Below are 19,829 nucleotides of genomic sequence, written 5' to 3' on the forward strand. Positions count from 1 at the left end.
CGTGAAGGCGGACGCACCGTCGGTGCCGGCGTCGTCGCCGCCATCATCGAGTGATCGGCGGGGCTTGGCCCCGGCATCGCTGAAGACTAAAGGGAGCGCGGTGCGCTCCCTTTTTGTTTGGGCCGGCCGGGAGCGCAGCCGAATGCGCAGGCTTGCCGCGTCTGGATGCGACGTCCGGTGGGGCTTCGATCCACAAAGGCGGGCATGCGTCGCAATGGCGCGTTGCTCCCTCTCCCCGTCGGGGAGAGGGCTGGGGTGAGGGGTCTTCGCGGCACCCCAATGGCGTCACCCCTCACCGACCCGCTTCGCGGGCCACCTCTCCCCGACGGGGAGAGGGAAGTAAGGGCAGGCTCAGGCGAAGCGCTCACGGTGGACGTGTTAGCGTTCGATACCATCTCATCGAACGGCTCCTCATGCCCCGTCTCCCGCCCCGTCTCCTCCGCCTCGCGCTCGGCTGCCTGCTACTCATGCTCGCGCCGGCGGCCGCGGCATGTCCGGAGCGGTCATCCTGCCGCGGCTGCGGCTGCAAGGGCGGGCCGGGCTATCGCGGCCCGGATGGGCGCTGCGTCGGCTTCGCCAACCTTGCCAAGGAGTGCGGCGAGCCGCCGTCGACGCGCTGCGTGTTCGAGAACGCTCCCGGCACCGGCGCGAATCGGGAATGTGCGGCGGCACCGCGTCAACGCGGTGCAGTCGGACACAAAGTGCCCGTGCCGGATACGGGGGGATGTGGAGTGAGCAGGATCGGCCGCATCCCTCTCTTTACATCGGCGCGGCGGATCACTAGGAAGAGCCCGCCTGCTTCGCGGGCCGTAGGAGTGTAGCTCAACTGGTTAGAGCACCGGTCTCCAAAACCGGGGGTTGGGGGTTCGAGTCCCTCCACTCCTGCCATCGTGCTCCGCCGATGGCAGTTCGGAGCAGTTTCCGCAAAAGTCGAGACTGCTTTGCGCGGGGGTGATGGTCCCGGTTCCCGAGCCGGCAGGCGCGTCTTCAGCCGGACGGCGATGCCGGAATGGCGGCCGGGCCGGCAGGCTTCCTTGCTCAAACGCGGGTTTGCTTTGACGAGGGGCGGGTTTGCAGGCTATACGCCCGCGTCGCTCTTTACGAAGGGCGATGCGCGGTTTCTCCCGCATTTTCCGAATTCGCGGTCCGGCTTCCCCTCGCGGGGAGGACGTCCCGCCCAGAGGCGTTCCGAGACGAGCATGGCGAAGACGAACCCGGTCGAGTTCTTTCAGCAGGTCCGCGCCGAAACGCGCAAGGTCACCTGGCCGACCCGCCGCGAGACGCTGATCACCACGGCGATGGTGTTCGTCATGGTGGTGGTGGCGTCGCTGTTCTTTCTGGTCGCCGACCAGATCCTGAGCTTCGCGGTCGCGCAGCTGCTGCATATCGGTCGCTGAGGGATTTCGTCATGACCAAGCGCTGGTACATCGTCCACGCCTATTCGAACTTCGAGAAGAAGGTCGCCGATTCGATCAAGGAGCAGGCTGCCCAGCGCGGTCTCACCGATCTGTTCGAGCAGGTACTGGTGCCGATCGAGAAGGTCACCGAGGTGCGCCGAGGCCGCAAGGTCGACGCCGAGCGCAAGTTCTTCCCCGGCTATGTGTTGGTGAAGATGGACCTCACCGACGAGGCCTTCCACCTCATCAAGAACACGCCGAAGGTCACCGGCTTCCTCGGCGCCGACAACAAGCCGATGCCGATCGCCGAGAAGGAAGCGATGCGCATCCTTCAGCAGGTGCAGGAAGGCATCGAGCGGCCCAAGCCCTCGGTCAGCTTCGAGGTCGGCGAGACGGTCAAGGTGTCGGACGGCCCGTTCGCCTCGTTCAACGGCATCGTCGAGGAAGTGGACGACGCCCGCTCCCGCCTCAAGGTAGCGGTGTCGATCTTCGGCCGCGCCACCCCGGTGGAGCTGGAGTTCAACCAGGTCGAGAAGACCTGATCTTCCTGACAAGCGGATGTCGGAAAGGCGCGGCGTGGTCCGCGCCTTTTTTGTTTCCGGCGGCCGTGCGTGCGTGCCGGTAGCGCCCCTCGGGTCGGCTTACACTTCGGATTGCCAGCCCCCGGCCTCACGGCGCAGGCGAGGTCGCCAGGAGGGGAGGCGCCGTCGTATGTCGCCGCCTCTGCCACGTCCCGCCGCTATAACCGGATAACACCCTGAGGGCCGATGCCCGTCCTATCCTGTGCCGGCACGCCGCAGGGAGGCGGCTCAGGGAGGAAAACATGTCCGGCAAGCGCATCCTGATGATCGTCGGCGACTTCGTCGAGGATTACGAGACCATGGTGCCGTTCCAGGCGCTGCTGGCGGTGGGCCACACCGTCCACGCCGTCTGCCCCGACAAGAAGGCCGGCGACAGCGTCGCCACCGCCATTCACGACTTCGAGGGCAACCAGACCTATTCCGAGAAGCGCGGCCACAATTTCGCGCTCAATGCCAGCTTCGCCGACATCGACCCGGCCCGCTACGACGCGCTGGTGATTCCCGGCGGCCGGGCGCCGGAATATCTGCGGCTCAATGCGCGGGTGGTCGAGATCGTCCGCCACTTCTTCGCGGAGGAAAAGCCGGTCGCCGCGATCTGCCACGGCGCTCAGCTGCTCGCCGGCGCCCGGGTGCTGGAGGGGCGCACCTGCTCGGCCTATCCCGCCTGCCGCGCCGAGGTGGAACTCGCCGGCGGCACCTATGCCGACATCGCCATCGACGCCGCCGTGACCGACCGCAACCTCGTCAGTGCTCCGGCCTGGCCGGCGCACCCCGCCTGGATCGCCCAGTTCCTTGTCGTGCTCGGCACCGCCATCAGCCATGGCGAGGCCCGCAAGGCGGCCTGATCCTCTCCTCCTTCCGCCGGGCGGGCGAACGGTCTATTGTACCTTGTCCGGCGGACTCTTCCGGGAGAGATGCGATGTGCAAGCTCTTCATCGAGGCTGATGCGCGGCTGTGGAAGACGCGGCTGAAGTCGATGCGGCTGAACGGCTTCTCCACCAGCGTGCGGCTGGAGAACTTTTATTGGCGGGTGCTGGAGGAGATCGCCCGGCGCGACGCCATGAGCCTGCCGCAGCTGCTCGCCAAGCTGCACGAGGAATTGACCTTCGCCCATGGCGGGGTGGAGAATTTCGCCTCGTTCCTGCGGGTGTGCTGCGGCCGCTACCTTGCGCTGCAGCTGGAAGGCGAGGTGCCGCGTGACCTCTCGGCGCCGATCTCCAGCCTTGATGCCGACGCCATCCTCGCGCGCGAGGCGCGCCGGGCCGTGCGGCGGGCATTGCCGCATCCGGTGGTCTGAAGCCGGAGGCTGGCCGGGCTGGCGCGCTTGCGGGCGCCTCTGGCATCGGCGAGGCAACACCCCATATGTGACCGGCGCGGCGGTGGGCCAGGCGCCGTTAATGCTTTCCTTCCCGATGATTCTGGTGTAAGCGACCGCCTGCATGCTCCATGAGAGCGTGCCGATCCCTCCAAGGATCGATCCATCCGCGGGAGGCACGACCGGTTCGCCAGCCGGAGCAAGCGTGCCGTGACCGCGACCCGAAAGCCACGTCGCCCACGGCTCGAAGAGGCCGTGTCGGCGTGATTTGCGCTGGTGGCCTGGCAGCCGCAGGCGCAAGCAGGAGCCTTTCATGGCGAAGAAGATTACCGGCTATGTGAAGCTGCAGGTGCCGGCTGGCTCGGCCAACCCGGCCCCGCCGATCGGCCCGGCGCTCGGCCAGCGCGGCCTCAACATCATGGAGTTCTGCAAGGCGTTCAACGCCCAGACCGCCCAGATGGAAAAGGGAATGCCGATCCCGGTCCTGATCACTGCCTATCAGGACCGTTCCTTCACCTTCGAGCTCAAGACCCCCCCGGTCTCGTACTTCCTCAAGAAGGCGGCGGGCCTCGTCACCAAGAAGAAGCCCGGCTCGGGGTCCAAGACCCCCGGCAAGGGCGGCTTCGTCGGCAAGATCTCCCAGGCACAGATGCAGGAGATCGCCCAGGTGAAGATGAAGGATCTGAACTGCGACACCGTCGAAGCGGCGGTCCGCATGATCGAAGGCTCCGCCCGTTCCATGGGCCTCGAGGTTGTGGGTTGAGCTGATGGCCAAGATTGCAAAGCGTATTCGCGCCACCCGCGAAGGCATTGACCGCCTGAAGCTCTATGGTCTCGACGAGGCCATCGGGCTGCTCAAGGAGCGTGCCACCGCCAAGTTCGACGAAACCATCGAGGTCGCGATCAATCTCGGCGTCGATCCCCGTCACGCCGACCAGATGGTTCGCGGCGTGTGCCAGCTGCCGAACGGCTCCGGCCGTACCGTGCGCGTGGCGGTGTTCGCCCGCGGCGCCAAGGCTGACGAAGCCAAGGCGGCGGGTGCCGACATCGTCGGCGCCGAGGACCTGCTGGAGATCGTGCAGGGCGGTACCATCGAGTTCGATCGCTGCATCGCGACCCCGGACCTGATGCCGCTGGTCGGTCGCCTCGGCAAGGTGCTGGGCCCGCGCGGCCTGATGCCGAACCCGAAGGTCGGAACCGTGACCATGGACGTCAAGGGCGCGGTCGAAGCCGCCAAGGGCGGCGCGATCGAGTTCCGTGTCGAGAAGGCCGGCATCATCCACGCCGGCATCGGCAAGGCCTCCTTCGCCGCCGACAAGCTCGCCGAAAACATCCGCGCCTTTGCCGACGCGGTGGTTCGGGCCAAGCCGACCGGCGCCAAGGGCACCTATGTGCAGCGCATCGCGCTGTCCTCGACCATGGGTCCGGGCGTGAAGGTGGAGCCGGCGACGGTTCTCGCCTCGGTCTCCTGACCAGGGTGATGTGGCCCGGTCGCGACGGCGTGATCGGGTCCGGGATGGAATTGGTTGGCTCCCGGTGCTATCTGGGGGCTGACAAATCCCATTCGACCCTCTATATGGGCGGTTTCGCCCTTGGCAACGAGTCGGTCCGACTCGGGTCGGGGGTGATGCCGAAGACATTCAAAGCTTTCGTCCGTTAACCCGGGCGAAGGGGCTGGTAGGGTTCGCCCTGCCGGCCTAAGTCCTGTCCGAGACTGCAGGTGTCGGCCCGCTCCGGGTCGATCTAATCCCGCTTCGGGGCCTGCATAGACGGGGTACGACCGAAAGGTGAGGGCCGGTTTCCCCGGTGCTTGAATTTCGGCTCGAACCAGCGCCTTGGCCGGTTTTCCGGTCCCAGGGGACAGGATTTCCACCGCTGTTCCGTCTTCGGACGGATCGGCAAGGCGCAAACCGGCGGGATGGGTCCCCATCTCGCCACCGGAGAGTAAGTGAAGTGGATCGCGCTCAAAAAGAAGAGCTCGTCACGTCGCTGTCCGAGGTGTTCAAAAACACTTCGGTCGTCGTCGTGGCCCACTATTCCGGCCTCACCGTCGCCCAGATGTCGAACTTGCGTCGGCAGATGAAGGCGAGCGGCGCGACCGTGAAAGTGGCAAAGAACCGCCTCGCGAAGATCGCTCTCGAAGGTTCGGACGTCGCGCATGTCGGCCACCTGCTGAAGGGGCCGACCATCATCGCTTATTCGAGCGATCCTGTTGCGGCTCCGAAGGTTGCCGTCGACTTCGCCAAGGCCCACGACAAGTTCGTGATCCTCGGTGGGGCGTTCGGCGCCACGGCCCTGAATGTGGATGGTGTGAAGGCTCTGGCCACCATGCCCTCCCTTGATGAACTGCGTGCGAAGCTGGTCGGCCTCATCCAGGCCCCGGCGACCAAGATCGCGCAGCTCACCACCGCGCCGGCGGCCAAGCTCGCCCGCGTGTTCGGTGCCTATGCCAAAGAGAACGAAGCCGCGTGAGGCTTCCCGGTAATACTGGTTCGAACCGAAATTCAAGGACTTAGATAAAATGGCTGATCTGTCGAAGCTCGTTGACGAGCTGTCCTCCCTCACTGTTCTCGAGGCCGCCGAGCTCGCGAAGCTCCTCGAAGAGAAGTGGGGCGTTTCCGCCGCCGCCGCCGTGGCGGTTGCCGCTGCCCCGGCCGGCGCTGCCGCTCCGGCCGCCGAAGAGCAGACCGAGTTCACCGTTGTCCTGGCCGCGGCCGGCGACAAGAAGATCGAGGTCATCAAGGAAGTCCGCGCCATCACCGGCCTGGGCCTCAAGGAAGCCAAGGATCTCGTCGAGGCTGCTCCGAAGCCCGTCAAGGAAGGCGTGACCAAGGAAGAAGCCGAGAAGATCAAGGCGCAGATCGAGAAGGCCGGCGCCAAGGTCGAGCTTAAGTGATCTGACGATCATTACGGGGGCCGCCGGTTTTGCCGGCGGTCCTTCCGCCTTTTGCCCACATAGGGTCTAGGCGGAGGGAGCCGGACGGTTTCCCCGACCATCCCGTTCCATCGGGATCGTCGGGCGAGCCGTCGGGCGCGGAGAAACGGTACTGGATGCGGCTTGCCGCACGGTGGGCCAACTTCTCCGCGACAATGCGTTCTCAGCCAGCGGCGCAGCCACGCCGGGGCACCGAGGCGCTCAGACGGATACTCGGACGGAGCGAGGAGCGACATGGCGCAGACGTTCACCGGTCGTAAGCGGGTCCGCAAGTTTTTCGGCAAGATCCAGGAAGTGGCGGAGATGCCGAACCTCATCGAGGTTCAGAAGGCGTCCTATGACCAGTTCCTGCAGATCGTCGAGCCGAAGGGCGGGCGTGCGGATGACGGCATTCAGGCGGTTTTCAAGTCGGTTTTCCCGATCTCGGACTTCTCGGGCGCGGCCATGCTCGAATTCGTCCGCTACGAGTTCGAGCCGCCGAAGTATGACGTGGACGAGTGCCGCCAGCGCGGCATGACCTTCGCCGCCCCGCTGAAGGTGACCCTGCGCCTCATCGTGTTCGATGTCGATCCGGATACCGGCTCCAAGTCCGTCAAGGACATCAAGGAGCAGGACGTCTATATGGGCGACATCCCGCTGATGACGATGAACGGTACCTTCATCGTCAACGGCACCGAGCGCGTCATCGTCTCGCAGATGCATCGCTCCCCGGGCGTGTTCTTCGACCACGACAAGGGCAAGACCCACTCCTCGGGCAAGCTGCTCTTCGCTGCCCGCATCATCCCGTATCGCGGTTCCTGGCTCGACATCGAGTTCGACGCCAAGGACATCGTGTTCGCGCGTATCGACCGTCGCCGCAAGATTCCGGTGACCAGCCTGCTGTTCGCCCTCGGCCTCGACGGCCAGGAGATCCTGCAAACCTTCTATGACAGCATCGCCTTCGTCCGCACGAAGGACGGCTGGCGCATGCCGTTCGACCCGAAGCGGATGAAGGGCTACAAGGCCGTCTCCGACCTCGTCGATGCCGACACCGGCGAAGTGGTGGTCGAGGCCGGCAAGAAGGTGACGGTGCGCCAGGCGCGCCAGCTCGCCGAGAAGGGCCTGAAGGCGCTCAAGATCCCCGACGAGGAGATGGTCGGCCGCTATGTGGCCGAGGATCTCGTGAACCTCCACACCGGCGAAATCTATGTCGAGGCCGGCGAGGAAGTCTCCGAGAAGATGCTGAAGCAGCTCGGCGAGTTCGGCTATGACGAGCTTCCGATCCTCGACATCGACCACGTCAATATCGGCGCCTATATCCGCAACACGCTGGCGGTGGACAAGAACGTCGCCCGCGAGGACGCGCTGTTCGACATCTACCGCGTGATGCGTCCCGGCGAGCCGCCGACGCTCGACAGCGCGCAGGCGATGTTCCATTCGCTGTTCTTCGACAGCGAGCGCTACGACCTGTCCTCGGTCGGCCGCGTGAAGATGAACATGCGCCTCGACCTCGATGCCGCCGACACGGTGCGCGTGCTGCGCCGCGAGGACATCCTCGCGGTCATCAAGACGCTGGTCGAGCTGCGCGACGGCAAGGGCGAGATCGACGACATCGACCATCTCGGCAATCGCCGGGTGCGCTCGGTCGGCGAGCTCATGGAGAACCAGTACCGCGTCGGCCTGCTCCGCATGGAACGCGCCATCAAGGAGCGCATGTCGTCCGTCGACATCGACACCGTGATGCCGCAGGACCTGATCAATGCGAAGCCGGTGGCGGCGGCGGTGCGCGAGTTTTTCGGCTCGTCGCAGCTCTCGCAGTTCATGGACCAGACCAACCCGCTGTCGGAGATCACCCACAAGCGCCGTCTCTCGGCGCTTGGCCCGGGCGGCCTGACGCGCGAGCGCGCCGGCTTCGAGGTGCGCGACGTGCACCCGACGCATTACGGCCGCATCTGCCCGATCGAGACGCCGGAAGGCCCGAATATCGGCCTGATCAACTCGCTGGCGACCTTTGCCCGTGTGAACAAGTACGGCTTCATCGAGGCGCCCTATCGCCGCGTGAAGGACAGCCAGGTCCAGGGCGAGGTGGTCTATCTCTCCGCCATGGAGGAGGGGAAGTACTACGTCGCGCAGGCCAACATCCCGCTGGATGCCGAGGGTCGGTTCACCGAGGACCTGATCGTCTGCCGTCATGCCGGCGACGTGCTGCTCGTCACCCCGGACCGCGTCGACTTCATGGACGTGTCGCCGAAGCAGCTGGTCTCCGTCGCCGCGGCGCTGATCCCGTTCCTCGAGAACGACGACGCCAACCGCGCGCTGATGGGCTCCAACATGCAGCGCCAGGCGGTGCCGCTGGTCCGCGCCGACGCTCCGTTCGTGGGCACCGGCATGGAAGCCATCGTCGCCCGTGACTCGGGTGCCGCCATTGGCGCCCGCCGTACCGGCGTGATCGACCAGGTGGACGCCACCCGTATCGTCATCCGGGCGACGGAAGAGAACGACGCCTCGAAGTCCGGCGTCGACATCTACCGTCTGCAGAAGTTCCAGCGTTCCAACCAGTCGACCTGCATCAACCAGCGTCCGCTGGTGCGTGTCGGCGACCGGGTGAAGAAGGGCGACATCATCGCCGACGGTCCCTCGACCGATCTCGGCGACCTGGCGCTCGGCCGGAACATCCTCGTCGCGTTCATGCCGTGGAACGGCTACAACTTCGAGGACTCCATCCTGCTGTCGGAGAACATCTCGAAGGGCGACATCTTCTCGTCGATCCATATCGAGGAGTTCGAGGTGATGGCCCGCGACACCAAGCTGGGTCCGGAAGAAATCACCCGCGACATTCCCAACGTCTCGGAAGAGGCGCTGAAGAACCTCGACGAAGCCGGTATCGTCTATATCGGTGCCGAGGTGCAGGCGGGCGACATCCTGTGCGGCAAGATCACCCCGAAGGGCGAGAGCCCGATGACGCCGGAAGAGAAGCTTCTGCGCGCCATCTTCGGTGAAAAGGCCGCCGACGTGCGCGACACCTCGCTGCGGGTGCCGCCGGGCGTCACCGGCACGGTCGTCGAGGTGCGGGTGTTCAACCGCCACGGCGTCGACAAGGACGAGCGCGCCCAGGCGATCGAGCGCGAGGAAATCGAGCGGCTCGCCAAGGACCGCGACGACGAGCAGGCGATCCTGGACCGCAACGTCTTCGGCCGCCTGGCCGAGATGCTGGACGGCAAGGTCGGCGTCGCCGGCCCGAAGGGCTTCAAGAAGGACACCCAGATCGCCCGCACCGTGCTCGCGGACTATCCGCGCAGCCAGTGGTGGATGTTCGCGGTGGCCGACGACCAGCTCATGGGCGAGCTGGAAGCCATGCGCAACCAGTACGACGAATCGAAGAAGCGCCTTGAACAGCGCTTCCTCGACAAGGTCGAGAAGCTGCAGCGTGGCGACGAGCTGCCTCCGGGCGTGATGAAGATGGTCAAGGTCTTCATCGCCGTGAAGCGCAAGATCCAGCCGGGCGACAAGATGGCCGGCCGGCACGGCAACAAGGGTGTGGTCTCGCGCATCGTCCCGGTCGAGGACATGCCGTTCCTTGAGGACGGCACCCCGGTCGACATGGTGCTCAACCCGCTCGGCGTGCCGTCGCGCATGAATGTCGGGCAGATCCTGGAGACCCATCTGGGCTGGGCCTGTGCCGGCCTCGGCAAGGTGATCGACAACGCCATCGAGCAGTATCGTCGCGCCAACGACGTCGCCCCGCTGAAGCAGGCGTTCGGCGACATCTATGGCGATGACGAGACCATCGCCTCGCTGGACGAGGAAGGGCTGGTCGAGCTCGGCAGCAACCTGCGGCGCGGCGTTCCCATCGCCACGCCGGTGTTCGACGGCGCCCGCGAGGCCGACATCGAGCGCATGCTGGAGCTGGCCGGCCTCGACAGGTCGGCGCAGTCAACGCTGTATGACGGGCGCACCGGCGAGCAGTTCGACCGTAAGGTCACGGTGGGCTACATCTACATGCTGAAGCTGCACCACCTGGTCGACGACAAGATCCATGCCCGTTCGATCGGCCCGTACTCGCTCGTCACCCAGCAGCCGCTGGGCGGCAAGGCGCAGTTCGGCGGTCAGCGCTTCGGCGAAATGGAGGTGTGGGCACTCGAGGCGTATGGCGCGGCCTATACGCTGCAGGAGATGCTCACCGTGAAGTCGGACGATGTGGCCGGACGCACCAAGGTCTACGAGGCCATCGTGCGCGGCGACGACACCTTCGAGGCCGGCATTCCCGAGAGCTTCAACGTGCTCGTGAAGGAAATGCGGTCTCTGGGTCTCAACGTCGAGCTGATGAACTCCAAGACCCAGGCCGCGGTGCCGGGCGCCGGCGAAGGCGTCCAGGCCGCCGAATAAGCGGTTCTATTACTCCCGCGCGGAGGGCCTAGCGGCCTTCCGCGCGTTGCTCGCGCGACACGACGTTTTTTGCGACACCAGGCCCCCGTGACATTTGGCCCCGCGACGGCGGCGGCCATGTCGGAGCCGAAGGAGACAGCGATGAATCAAGAGGTGATGAATCTCTTCAATCCGGCGGCCCCCGCGCCGACGTTCGATCAGATCAAGATCTCGATCGCGAGCCCGGAAAAGATCCAGTCCTGGTCCTTCGGCGAGATCAAGAAGCCGGAGACCATCAACTACCGGACCTTCAAGCCGGAGCGTGACGGTCTGTTCTGCGCCCGCATCTTCGGGCCGATCAAGGACTACGAGTGCTTGTGCGGCAAGTACAAGCGCATGAAGTACAAGGGCATCATCTGCGAGAAGTGCGGCGTCGAGGTCACCCTCTCGCGCGTGCGCCGCGAGCGCATGGGCCATATCGAGCTGGCCGCCCCGGTCGCGCATATCTGGTTCCTGAAGTCGCTGCCGAGCCGCATCGGCCTGCTGCTCGACATGACGCTGAAGGACCTCGAGCGCATCCTGTACTTCGAGTACTACTGCGTCATCGAGCCGGGCCTCACCCCGCTGAAGGAGCGTCAGCTTCTCTCGGAAGAGGACTATCTGCGCGCCCAGGAAGAATATGGCGATGACAGCTTCACCGCGCTGATCGGCGCCGAGGCGATCCGCGAAATCCTGCGCAGCATGGATCTCGAGGCGATCGCCGGCAACCTCCGCAAGGAGATTGCCGAGGCGACCACCGAGCTGAAGCCGAAGAAGCTGGCCAAGCGCCTGAAGATCGTCGAGGCCTTCCAGCTCTCGGGCAACCGCCCGGAATGGATGATCCTGACGCATGTGCCGGTGATCCCGCCGGACCTGCGTCCGCTCGTCCCGCTGGATGGCGGCCGCTTCGCGACCTCCGACCTCAACGACCTGTACCGCCGCGTCATCAACCGTAACAACCGCCTGAAGCGGCTGATCGAGCTGAAGGCGCCGGACATCATCATCCGCAACGAGAAGCGCATGCTTCAGGAAGCGGTCGATGCGCTGTTCGACAACGGCCGCCGCGGCCGCGTCATCACCGGCGCCAACAAGCGCCCGCTGAAGTCGCTCGCCGACATGCTGAAGGGCAAGCAGGGCCGGTTCCGCCAGAACCTGCTCGGCAAGCGCGTCGACTATTCCGGCCGTTCGGTGATCGTGGTCGGTCCCGAGCTGAAGCTGCACCAGTGCGGCCTGCCGAAGAAGATGGCACTGGAGCTGTTCAAGCCGTTCATCTATTCGCGCCTCGACGCCAAGGGCCTCTCGGCGACCGTGAAGCAGGCGAAGAAGCTGGTCGAGAAGGAGCGTCCCGAAGTGTGGGACATCCTCGACGAGGTGATCCGCGAGCATCCGGTGATGCTGAACCGCGCCCCGACGCTGCATCGGCTGGGCATCCAGGCCTTCGAGCCGGTGCTGATCGAGGGCAAGGCGATCCAGCTGCATCCGCTGGTCTGCTCGGCCTTCAACGCCGACTTCGACGGCGACCAGATGGCCGTGCACGTGCCGCTGTCCATCGAGGCGCAGCTCGAAGCCCGCGTGCTGATGATGTCGACCAACAACATCCTGCACCCGGCGAACGGCGCGCCGATCATCGTGCCGTCGCAGGACATCGTGCTCGGCCTCTATTATCTCACCATGATGCGCGAGAACGAGCCCGGCGAGGGCATGGCCTTCGCGAATATGGGCGAGATCGACCACGCGCTCGCCGCCAAGGCCATCACCCTGCACACCAAGGTGAAGGGCCGCTATATCGGCGTGGACGAGAACGGCGAGAAGGTCTCGAAGATCTACGAGACCACGCCCGGCCGCATGAAGCTCGGCGAACTGCTGCCGAAGACCGCCAAGACTCCCTACGACGTCGTCAACAAGCTGATGACGAAGAAGGAAGTCTCGAACATGATCGACACCGTCTACCGCCACTGCGGTCAGAAGGAGACGGTCATCTTCTGCGATCGCATCATGACGCTCGGCTTCTCCAACGCGTTCCGCGCCGGTATCTCCTTCGGCAAGGACGACATGGTGGTGCCCTCCAAGAAGTGGGACATGGTCGAAGAGACCCGTGCGCTCACCAAGGAGTACGAGCAGCAGTACAATGACGGCCTGATCACTCAGGGCGAAAAGTACAACAAGGTCGTCGACGCCTGGGGCAAGTGCTCCGCGCGCCTCGCCGACGAGATGATGGCCGAGATCTCGGCCGTGAAGAAGGATCCGGTCACCGGCCGCGAGAAGCAGATCAACTCGATCTACATGATGGCGCATTCCGGCGCGCGTGGTTCGCGCGAGCAGATGCGTCAGCTCGCCGCCATGCGCGGCCTGATGGCCAAGCCGTCGGGCGAGATCATCGAGACGCCGATCATCTCGAACTTCAAGGAAGGCCTCTCCGTGCTCGAGTACTTCAACTCGACCCACGGTGCCCGTAAGGGCCTGGCCGATACCGCGCTGAAGACCGCCAACTCGGGTTACCTGACCCGTCGTCTGGTCGATGTGGCGCAGGACAGCATCATCACGGTGCGCGACTGCGGCACGACCAACGGCATCGGCATGCGCGCCATCGTCGACGCCGGCAATATCGTCGCGACGCTGGGTTCGCGCGTGCTCGGCCGCACCGCGGCGGAGGACGTGATCGAGCCGGCGACCGGCAATGTCATCGTGCCGGCCGGCCACATGATGGACGAGGCCGATATCGAGCGCATCGGCAAGGCCGGCGTGCAGGAGATCAAGATCCGTTCGGTGCTGACCTGCGAGGCCAAGAGCGGCGTCTGCGGCACCTGCTACGGGCGCGATCTTGCCCGCGGCACCCCGGTGAACATGGGCGAGGCGGTCGGCGTCATCGCGGCGCAGTCGATCGGCGAACCGGGTACGCAGCTTACCATGCGTACCTTCCACATCGGCGGCGCGGCGCAGCTCTCCGAGCAGTCCTTCATCGAGGCGAGCTTCGAAGGCAAGGTGAAGGTCCGCAACCGCAACGTGGTGCGGAACTCGGATGGCGAACTGATCGCGATGAGCCGCAACCTCTCGGTGATCATCGTCGACCATGACGGCTCCGAGCGCGCGTCCCACCGCATCCAGTTCGGCGCCAAGCTGAAGGTGGACGAGGGCGATCCGATCAAGCGCGGCCAGCGCATCGCCGAGTGGGATCCCTATACCCGCCCGATCCTCACCGAAGTCGAGGGCTGGGTTGGCTACGAGGATCTGGTCGAAGGTGCCTCGCTGAGCGAGACGGTCGACGAATCGACCGGTATCGCCAAGCGCGTCATCACCGACTGGCGCACCGGGCGCGGCTCGGAACTGCGTCCGTCCATGGTGGTCAAGGGCCAGGACGGCAAAGTGCTGAAGCTGCCGCGCGGCGGCGATGCCCGCTACACGCTGCCGGTGGACGCGATCATCTCGGTCGATCCGAACTCCACGGTGAAGGCCGGCGACGTTCTCGCCCGCGTGCCGATGGAAAGTGCCAAGACGCGTGACATCACCGGCGGTCTGCCGCGGGTGGCGGAACTGTTCGAGGCGCGCAGGCCGAAGGATGCGGCGATCATCGCCGAGATCGCCGGCACCATCCGCTTCGGCAAGGACTACAAGAACAAGCGCCGCCTCACCATCGAGCCGCAGGACTCGACGGATGATCCGGTCGAGTACCTGATCCCGAAGGGCAAGCACATCCATCTGCAGGATGGCGACCTCGTCGAGAAGGGCGACTTCATCGTCGACGGCAACCCGGCGCCGCACGACATTCTGGCGATCAAGGGCGTCGAGGAACTCGCCGCCTATCTGGTCAACGAAATCCAGGAGGTCTACCGGCTGCAGGGCGTGCTCATCAACGACAAGCACATCGAGGTGATCGTTCGCCAGATGCTGCAGAAGGTTGAGATCGACGAGCAGGGCGACAGCGACCTGCTGACCAACGAGCAGATCGATGCTTCCGAGCTCGACGAGATCAACGAGAAGCTGATCGCCGAGGGCAAGAAGCCGGCGGCCGGTCATCCGGTGCTGCTCGGCATCACCAAGGCGTCGCTGCAGACGCGCTCCTTCATCTCGGCGGCCTCCTTCCAGGAGACGACCCGGGTGCTCACCGAGGCAGCGGTCAACGGCAAGGCCGACGATCTCGGCGGCCTGAAGGAGAACGTCATCGTCGGCCGGCTGATCCCGGCCGGCACCGGCGCCCAGATGTCGAAGCTGCGGGTGACCGCGACCTCGCGCGACGAGCTGATCCTCGCGCAGAACGAACAGGACGCGGGCGTCACCGCCGCTCCGGCGCTGGAAGGCCCGGCGGAGTGATCCGCCGGCGCCCGGCGCCGCCAGCCTACCGAGAATGAAAAGGCCGCCCTTCGGGGCGGCCTTTTTGCTTTAAGGTGCCCGGACGGAGTCCATGGCCGGTACACCCAGTCCGACAGGCAGGACATGCCGCCGGCCGGTGCTGGAGTCTCGGCGCTGAGGCGGCGGCCTAACGGGACGTCGCGTTGCGCGTGTCGGTCGAGGCCGCGCCACGCCCAAAAATAAAAGGGCCGCCCTGATGGACGGCCCTTTATGTCGTCCGGTGCGGGAAGGGTCAGAGCACGGTGAGCCGCACGTCGAGACCGTTACGGGTGGCGTGCGAGTAAGGGCAGACGATGTGGGCGCGGGCGACGAGGTCCTCGGCGACCGAGCGCTCGACACCCGGCAGCGAGATGCTCAGCGCGACATCCAGGCCGAAGCCGCCGCCATCGTCACGCGCACCGATGCCCACATCGGCGGTGACTGTGCTGTCGTCGGCAATCTTCACCTTCTGCTGGCTGGCCACGAACTTCAGCGCACCGAGGAAGCAGGCGGAGTAGCCGGACGCGAACAGCTGTTCCGGGTTGTTGCCCTCGCCGCCGGGGCCGCCGAGCTCCTTGGGCGTCACCAGCGTCACCTTGAAGGCGCCGTCGCTGGTGGCGGCGGAGCCGGTACGCCCGCCTGTGGCCGTCGCCTGGGTCTTGTAGAGAACCTTCATCATCGTCACTCCGTTGGGACGCCGATCGGCATCGTTGATCTATTGTACGATAATATATCGTGTGCGATTTAATATGTACCCGCCCTTTGGATCATTGTCCAGCGGAAAATTATCGCGATAAGAGTTGATATCGGAAGCAAGGTAGGCGCGCGAGAGCGGCGAGAGGCGGGGCCATGGATGCGAACGACGCGCTGAAGCTGGAATCGCAGTTCTGCTTCGCGGTCTATTCGGCGGCACATGCGGTGATGCGTGCGTATCGGCCGCTGCTGGAGGCGCTGGGCCTGACCTACCCGCAATATCTCGTCATGCTGGTCTTGTGGGAGGCCGACGGCCAGACTGTCGGCGGCATCGCCGAGCGGCTGATGTTGGAATCGAGCACGCTCACCCCGCTGCTCAAGCGGCTGGAGGCGATGGGCTTCGCCGAGCGGCGGCGCAACCCGGAGAATGAGCGTCAACTCATCGTGAGCCTCACCGCGGCCGGGTGGGCGTTGCAGGAGAAGGCCATGGCGATTCCCCCGGGCATATTGGCCTGTTCGGGCAGGACCGCACCGGAACTGACGAATCTGCGCGAGGCGCTGGTCGAGGTGCGCGATTCTTTTGCGGCCGCACGGGCCGAGTCGCGGCGGATCGGAGAGGTAGGGGAGGGCTGATCCGCACCGCAGGCGATCCCCTCATGGTTAAAAAAGCGTTATGCTGGGCCAGCTGCAGCCTCGAAGCCCCGAGATTGCTTGCTTTCACACTTGACGAAGGGCGAGTCGGCGCGTAGAAGGCGCGGACTTTCACGGCAGGCAGGTCGGAATTGCCGTGTCGGGGCGCCTTGTCCCGACAGAGAATTCCGAGACGCTGCCGGAACGCACGCATGAACTATCAGGCGCATGATCGCGCAAGTGGCTGCAAAGTCCGCGCGATCCTCTGAACGGCAAGTGCCCTCGGCCCATAGATGGCCGGCGGCACTTCTTTCGTTCGTAGGTTGTCCTGGTGAGTCGGTTCTGCCGGCGCATGCGAAATGTTCCGATTTGCCGAGAGAGACAGTTCATGCGGTTGCGGCCGCGGAAATAGGTTAGCGCCGGGCATCCTGCCCCCAGCGCAAGCGAAGGCGAGAAGTCGTGCCGACGATCAACCAACTCATCCGCAAGCCGCGGGAAGCTCAGAAGGCCCGGAACAAGGTTCCGGCCCTCCAGGCTAGCCCGCAGAAGCGCGGCGTTTGCACCCGCGTGTACACCACGACCCCGAAGAAGCCGAATTCGGCGCTTCGTAAGGTCGCCAAGGTTCGTCTGACCAATGGCTATGAAGTCATCGGTTATATCCCTGGCGAAGGTCACAACCTTCAGGAGCACTCCGTGGTCATGATCCGCGGCGGCCGCGTGAAGGACCTTCCGGGCGTGCGCTACCACATTATTCGTGGCGTGCTCGATACCCAGGGCGTCAAGAATCGTAAGCAGCGCCGTTCGAAGTACGGCGCCAAGCGGCCGAAGTGAGGATTTAACGATGTCCCGTCGCCACCGCGCAGAGCGTCGCGAAGTAACCCCGGATCCGAAGTTCGGGAGCGAAGTGCTGAGCCGCTTCATGAACGCCGTCATGTATGACGGCAAGAAGTCGGTTGCCGAACAGATCGTCTATGGCGCTCTCGACATCGTCGAGGGGCGTGCCAAGGCGGAGCCGCTCGGCGTGTTCACCCAGGCGCTCGACAACGTGTCGCCGGCCATCGAGGTGCGTTCCCGCCGCGTCGGCGGCGCCACCTACCAGGTGCCCGTCGAAGTTCGCCCCGAGCGCCGTCAGGCGCTGGCGATCCGCTGGCTGATCATTGCGGCCCGTGCCCGCAACGAGAAGACCATGGTCGAGCGTCTGTCCGGCGAACTGCTGGACGCCTCGAACAATCGCGGCACCGCCGTGAAGAAACGTGAAGACACCCATCGCATGGCGGAGGCGAACCGCGCCTTCTCTCACTACCGTTGGTGATGAAGAGAGCCGGGACGAGGATCTGATATGTCGCGCATTAATGCCATCGAAGACTACCGTAACTTCGGCATCATGGCCCACATCGATGCCGGGAAGACCACGACCACCGAACGGATCCTCTATTACACCGGCAAGAGCCACAAGATCGGCGAAGTCCATGACGGCGCTGCCACCATGGATTGGATGACCCAGGAGCAGGAGCGCGGCATCACCATCACGTCCGCCGCGACGACCGCTTTCTGGCACGGCAAGCGCCTGAACATCATCGACACCCCCGGCCACGTCGACTTCACCATCGAAGTCGAGCGTTCGCTGCGCGTGCTCGACGGCGCCGTGTGCGTGCTCGACGGCAACCAGGGCGTCGAGCCGCAGACCGAGACCGTGTGGCGTCAGGCCGACAAGTACAACGTTCCGCGCATCGTGTTCGTCAACAAGATGGACAAGACCGGCGCTGACTTCTTCCGCTGCGTCGAGATGATCATCGACCGCGTGGACGGCAAGCCGGTGTGCTGCCAGCTGCCGATCGGTTCCGAGAACAACTTCAAGGGCATCATTGACCTCGTCCGCATGAAGGCGGTGGTGTGGGACAATGAAGAGCTCGGCGCGAAGTATCGCGACGAAGAGATCCCGGCCGAACTGCTCGACCAGGCGATCGAATATCGCGGCAAGCTGCTGGAAGCCGCCGTTGAGCTCGATGACGACGTCCTGTCGGCCTATCTCGACGGTGTCGAGCCGGACGAGGCGACCCTGAAGGGCCTGATCCGCAAGGCCGTCATCGGCCGCGTGTTCAACCCGGTGTTCTGCGGCTCGGCCTTCAAGAACAAGGGCGTGCAGCCCCTGCTCGACGCGGTGTGCGATTTCCTGCCGAGCCCGATCGATCGTGGCGCGATCAAGGGCATCGACTTCAACACCGAGGAAGAGACCGTCCGCAATCCGAACGATACCGACCCGCTGTCGGTGCTCGCGTTCAAGATCATGGACGATCCCTTCGTCGGCACCATCACCTTCTGCCGCATCTATTCGGGCAAGCTCGAGACCGGTATGGGTCTGCTTAACTCGACCCGCGACAAGAAGGAGCGCGTCGGCCGCATGCTTCTCATGCATGCGAACAACCGCGAAGACATCAAGGAAGCCTATGCCGGCGACATCGTCGCGCTGGCCGGCCTGAAGGAAGTGCGCACCGGCGACACGCTGTGCGACACCGCCAAGCCGGTGATCCTTGAGAAGATGGAATTCCCCGAGCCGGTCATCGAGATCGCGATCGAGCCGAAGTCCAAGGCCGACCAGGAGAAGCTGGGCCTCGCCCTCGCCAAGCTGGCCGCCGAGGATCCGTCCTTCCGCGTGTCCACCGATTTCGAGAGCGGCCAGACCATCCTCAAGGGCATGGGCGAACTGCATCTCGACATCAAGGTCGACATCCTGAAGCGCACCTACAAGGTCGACGCCAATATCGGCGCCCCGCAGGTGGCCTATCGCGAGACGATCACCCGCAAGACCGAGGTGGACTACACCCACAAGAAGCAGACCGGCGGTACCGGTCAGTTCGCCCGGGTGAAGTTCGTCGTCGAGCCGAACGAAGTCGGCAAGGGCTTTGCCTTCGAAAGCAAGGTCATCGGCGGCGCGGTGCCGAAGGAGTACATCCCCGGCGTCAACAAGGGTCTGGAAAGCGTGCTCGGTTCGGGCGTGCTGGCCGGCTTCCCGGTCGTGGACGTCAAGGTCGAGCTGATCGACGGCGCCTATCACGAAGTCGACTCGTCGGCGCTCGCCTTCGAAATCGCTTCGCGTGCGGCGTTCCGCGAAGCCCTGCAGAAGGGCGGCGCGGTGCTCCTCGAGCCGATCATGAAGGTCGAGGTGGTGACCCCGGAAGACTATACCGGCTCGGTCATCGGCGACCTGAACTCGCGGCGCGGCCAGATCCAGGGCCAGGACATGCGCGGCAATGCGAACGTCGTCAACGCGATGGTGCCGCTTGCCAACATGTTCGGCTACGTAAATACACTCCGGTCCTTCTCGCAGGGCCGCGCGACCTTCACCATGCAGTTCGACCACTACGAGCAGGTGCCGTCGAACGTCGCTCAGGAGGTTCAGGCCAAGTACGCATGATGCAAGCTTGATCTGACTAAGCGGGGTTGTCCGAAGCGTCCGCCCCGACCTTTCGAGTGATTTCGTATCAACATTGAATATCGACCGACGGAGAGCCCCGTGGCCAAAGAGAAGTTCAACCGTTCGAAGCCTCACTGCAACATTGGTACGATCG

The 19,829-nt window shown here is 64.8% G+C and carries 15 protein-coding genes and 1 tRNA gene; 15 read left to right on the top strand and 1 reads right to left on the bottom strand.

Annotated elements, in window-relative coordinates; genetic code table 11:
• Positions 1–811 precede the first annotated feature (811 nt).
• The 11 genes from KHC24_RS24800 to rpoC all read left to right on the top strand — a co-directional run bounded on the left by KHC24_RS24800 (position 812) and on the right by rpoC (position 14,919).
• Positions 812–888 (top strand) — tRNA-Trp (locus tag KHC24_RS24800).
• Positions 889–1,199: 311 nt separating this feature from the next.
• On the top strand, positions 1,200–1,397 hold the full coding sequence (gene secE, locus KHC24_RS24805; RefSeq protein ID WP_213367139.1) for a preprotein translocase subunit SecE: 198 nt from the start codon (positions 1,200–1,202) through the stop codon (positions 1,395–1,397).
• Between the two features lie 11 nt (positions 1,398–1,408).
• Positions 1,409–1,939 (top strand): transcription termination/antitermination protein NusG, encoded by a 531-nt coding sequence (nusG, locus tag KHC24_RS24810; protein ID WP_213367141.1) that lies wholly within the window; start codon positions 1,409–1,411, stop codon positions 1,937–1,939.
• 281 nt (positions 1,940–2,220) lie between these two features.
• Positions 2,221–2,823, top strand: coding sequence for a DJ-1/PfpI family protein (locus KHC24_RS24815; RefSeq protein ID WP_213367143.1), 603 nt, complete (start codon positions 2,221–2,223; stop codon positions 2,821–2,823).
• A gap of 74 nt (positions 2,824–2,897) precedes the next feature.
• Complete coding sequence (locus KHC24_RS24820; RefSeq protein WP_213367145.1) at positions 2,898–3,275, top strand: ribbon-helix-helix domain-containing protein; 378 nt, start codon at positions 2,898–2,900, stop codon at positions 3,273–3,275.
• A gap of 331 nt (positions 3,276–3,606) precedes the next feature.
• Positions 3,607–4,056, top strand: coding sequence for a 50S ribosomal protein L11 (gene rplK, locus KHC24_RS24825; protein ID WP_213367147.1), 450 nt, complete (start codon positions 3,607–3,609; stop codon positions 4,054–4,056).
• A gap of 4 nt (positions 4,057–4,060) precedes the next feature.
• Complete coding sequence (gene rplA / locus KHC24_RS24830) at positions 4,061–4,765, top strand: 50S ribosomal protein L1 (RefSeq protein ID WP_213367149.1); 705 nt, start codon at positions 4,061–4,063, stop codon at positions 4,763–4,765.
• Positions 4,766–5,246: 481 nt separating this feature from the next.
• A complete protein-coding gene (rplJ, locus tag KHC24_RS24835; RefSeq protein ID WP_213367151.1) occupies positions 5,247–5,765 on the top strand; it encodes a 50S ribosomal protein L10 in 519 nt (172 codons plus the stop codon).
• 49 nt (positions 5,766–5,814) lie between these two features.
• Complete coding sequence (gene rplL / locus KHC24_RS24840; protein WP_213367153.1) at positions 5,815–6,189, top strand: 50S ribosomal protein L7/L12; 375 nt, start codon at positions 5,815–5,817, stop codon at positions 6,187–6,189.
• 273 nt (positions 6,190–6,462) lie between these two features.
• Positions 6,463–10,593, top strand: coding sequence for a DNA-directed RNA polymerase subunit beta (rpoB, locus tag KHC24_RS24845; protein WP_213367155.1), 4,131 nt, complete (start codon positions 6,463–6,465; stop codon positions 10,591–10,593).
• Between the two features lie 141 nt (positions 10,594–10,734).
• Positions 10,735–14,919: a DNA-directed RNA polymerase subunit beta' gene (gene rpoC, locus KHC24_RS24850; protein WP_213367157.1), complete on the top strand. Its 4,185-nt coding sequence runs from the start codon at positions 10,735–10,737 to the stop codon at positions 14,917–14,919.
• A 271-nt stretch (positions 14,920–15,190) separates the two neighbouring features.
• Here the strand turns inward: rpoC and KHC24_RS24855 are convergent, their stop codons facing one another.
• Entirely contained in the window at positions 15,191–15,613 is a 423-nt protein-coding gene (locus KHC24_RS24855; RefSeq protein WP_213367165.1) for an organic hydroperoxide resistance protein, read from the bottom strand.
• 173 nt (positions 15,614–15,786) lie between these two features.
• Between KHC24_RS24855 and KHC24_RS24860 the strand changes: the two genes are divergently transcribed.
• From KHC24_RS24860 to fusA, 4 genes are all read left to right on the top strand, one after another.
• Positions 15,787–16,263: a MarR family winged helix-turn-helix transcriptional regulator gene (locus KHC24_RS24860; protein WP_213367159.1), complete on the top strand. Its 477-nt coding sequence runs from the start codon at positions 15,787–15,789 to the stop codon at positions 16,261–16,263.
• Between the two features lie 456 nt (positions 16,264–16,719).
• Positions 16,720–17,091: a 30S ribosomal protein S12 gene (gene rpsL, locus KHC24_RS24865; protein WP_163073320.1), complete on the top strand. Its 372-nt coding sequence runs from the start codon at positions 16,720–16,722 to the stop codon at positions 17,089–17,091.
• A gap of 10 nt (positions 17,092–17,101) precedes the next feature.
• Positions 17,102–17,572: a 30S ribosomal protein S7 gene (gene rpsG / locus KHC24_RS24870; protein WP_213367161.1), complete on the top strand. Its 471-nt coding sequence runs from the start codon at positions 17,102–17,104 to the stop codon at positions 17,570–17,572.
• Positions 17,573–17,599: 27 nt separating this feature from the next.
• Positions 17,600–19,675, top strand: a complete 2,076-nt coding sequence (gene fusA / locus KHC24_RS24875; protein WP_213367163.1) for an elongation factor G — start codon at positions 17,600–17,602, stop codon at positions 19,673–19,675.
• The last annotated feature ends 154 nt before the right edge of the window (positions 19,676–19,829 follow it).

Origin of the sequence: Ancylobacter defluvii (genome assembly GCF_018390605.1) — a bacterium.
In the GTDB taxonomy this organism is placed as follows: domain Bacteria; phylum Pseudomonadota; class Alphaproteobacteria; order Rhizobiales; family Xanthobacteraceae; genus Ancylobacter; species Ancylobacter defluvii.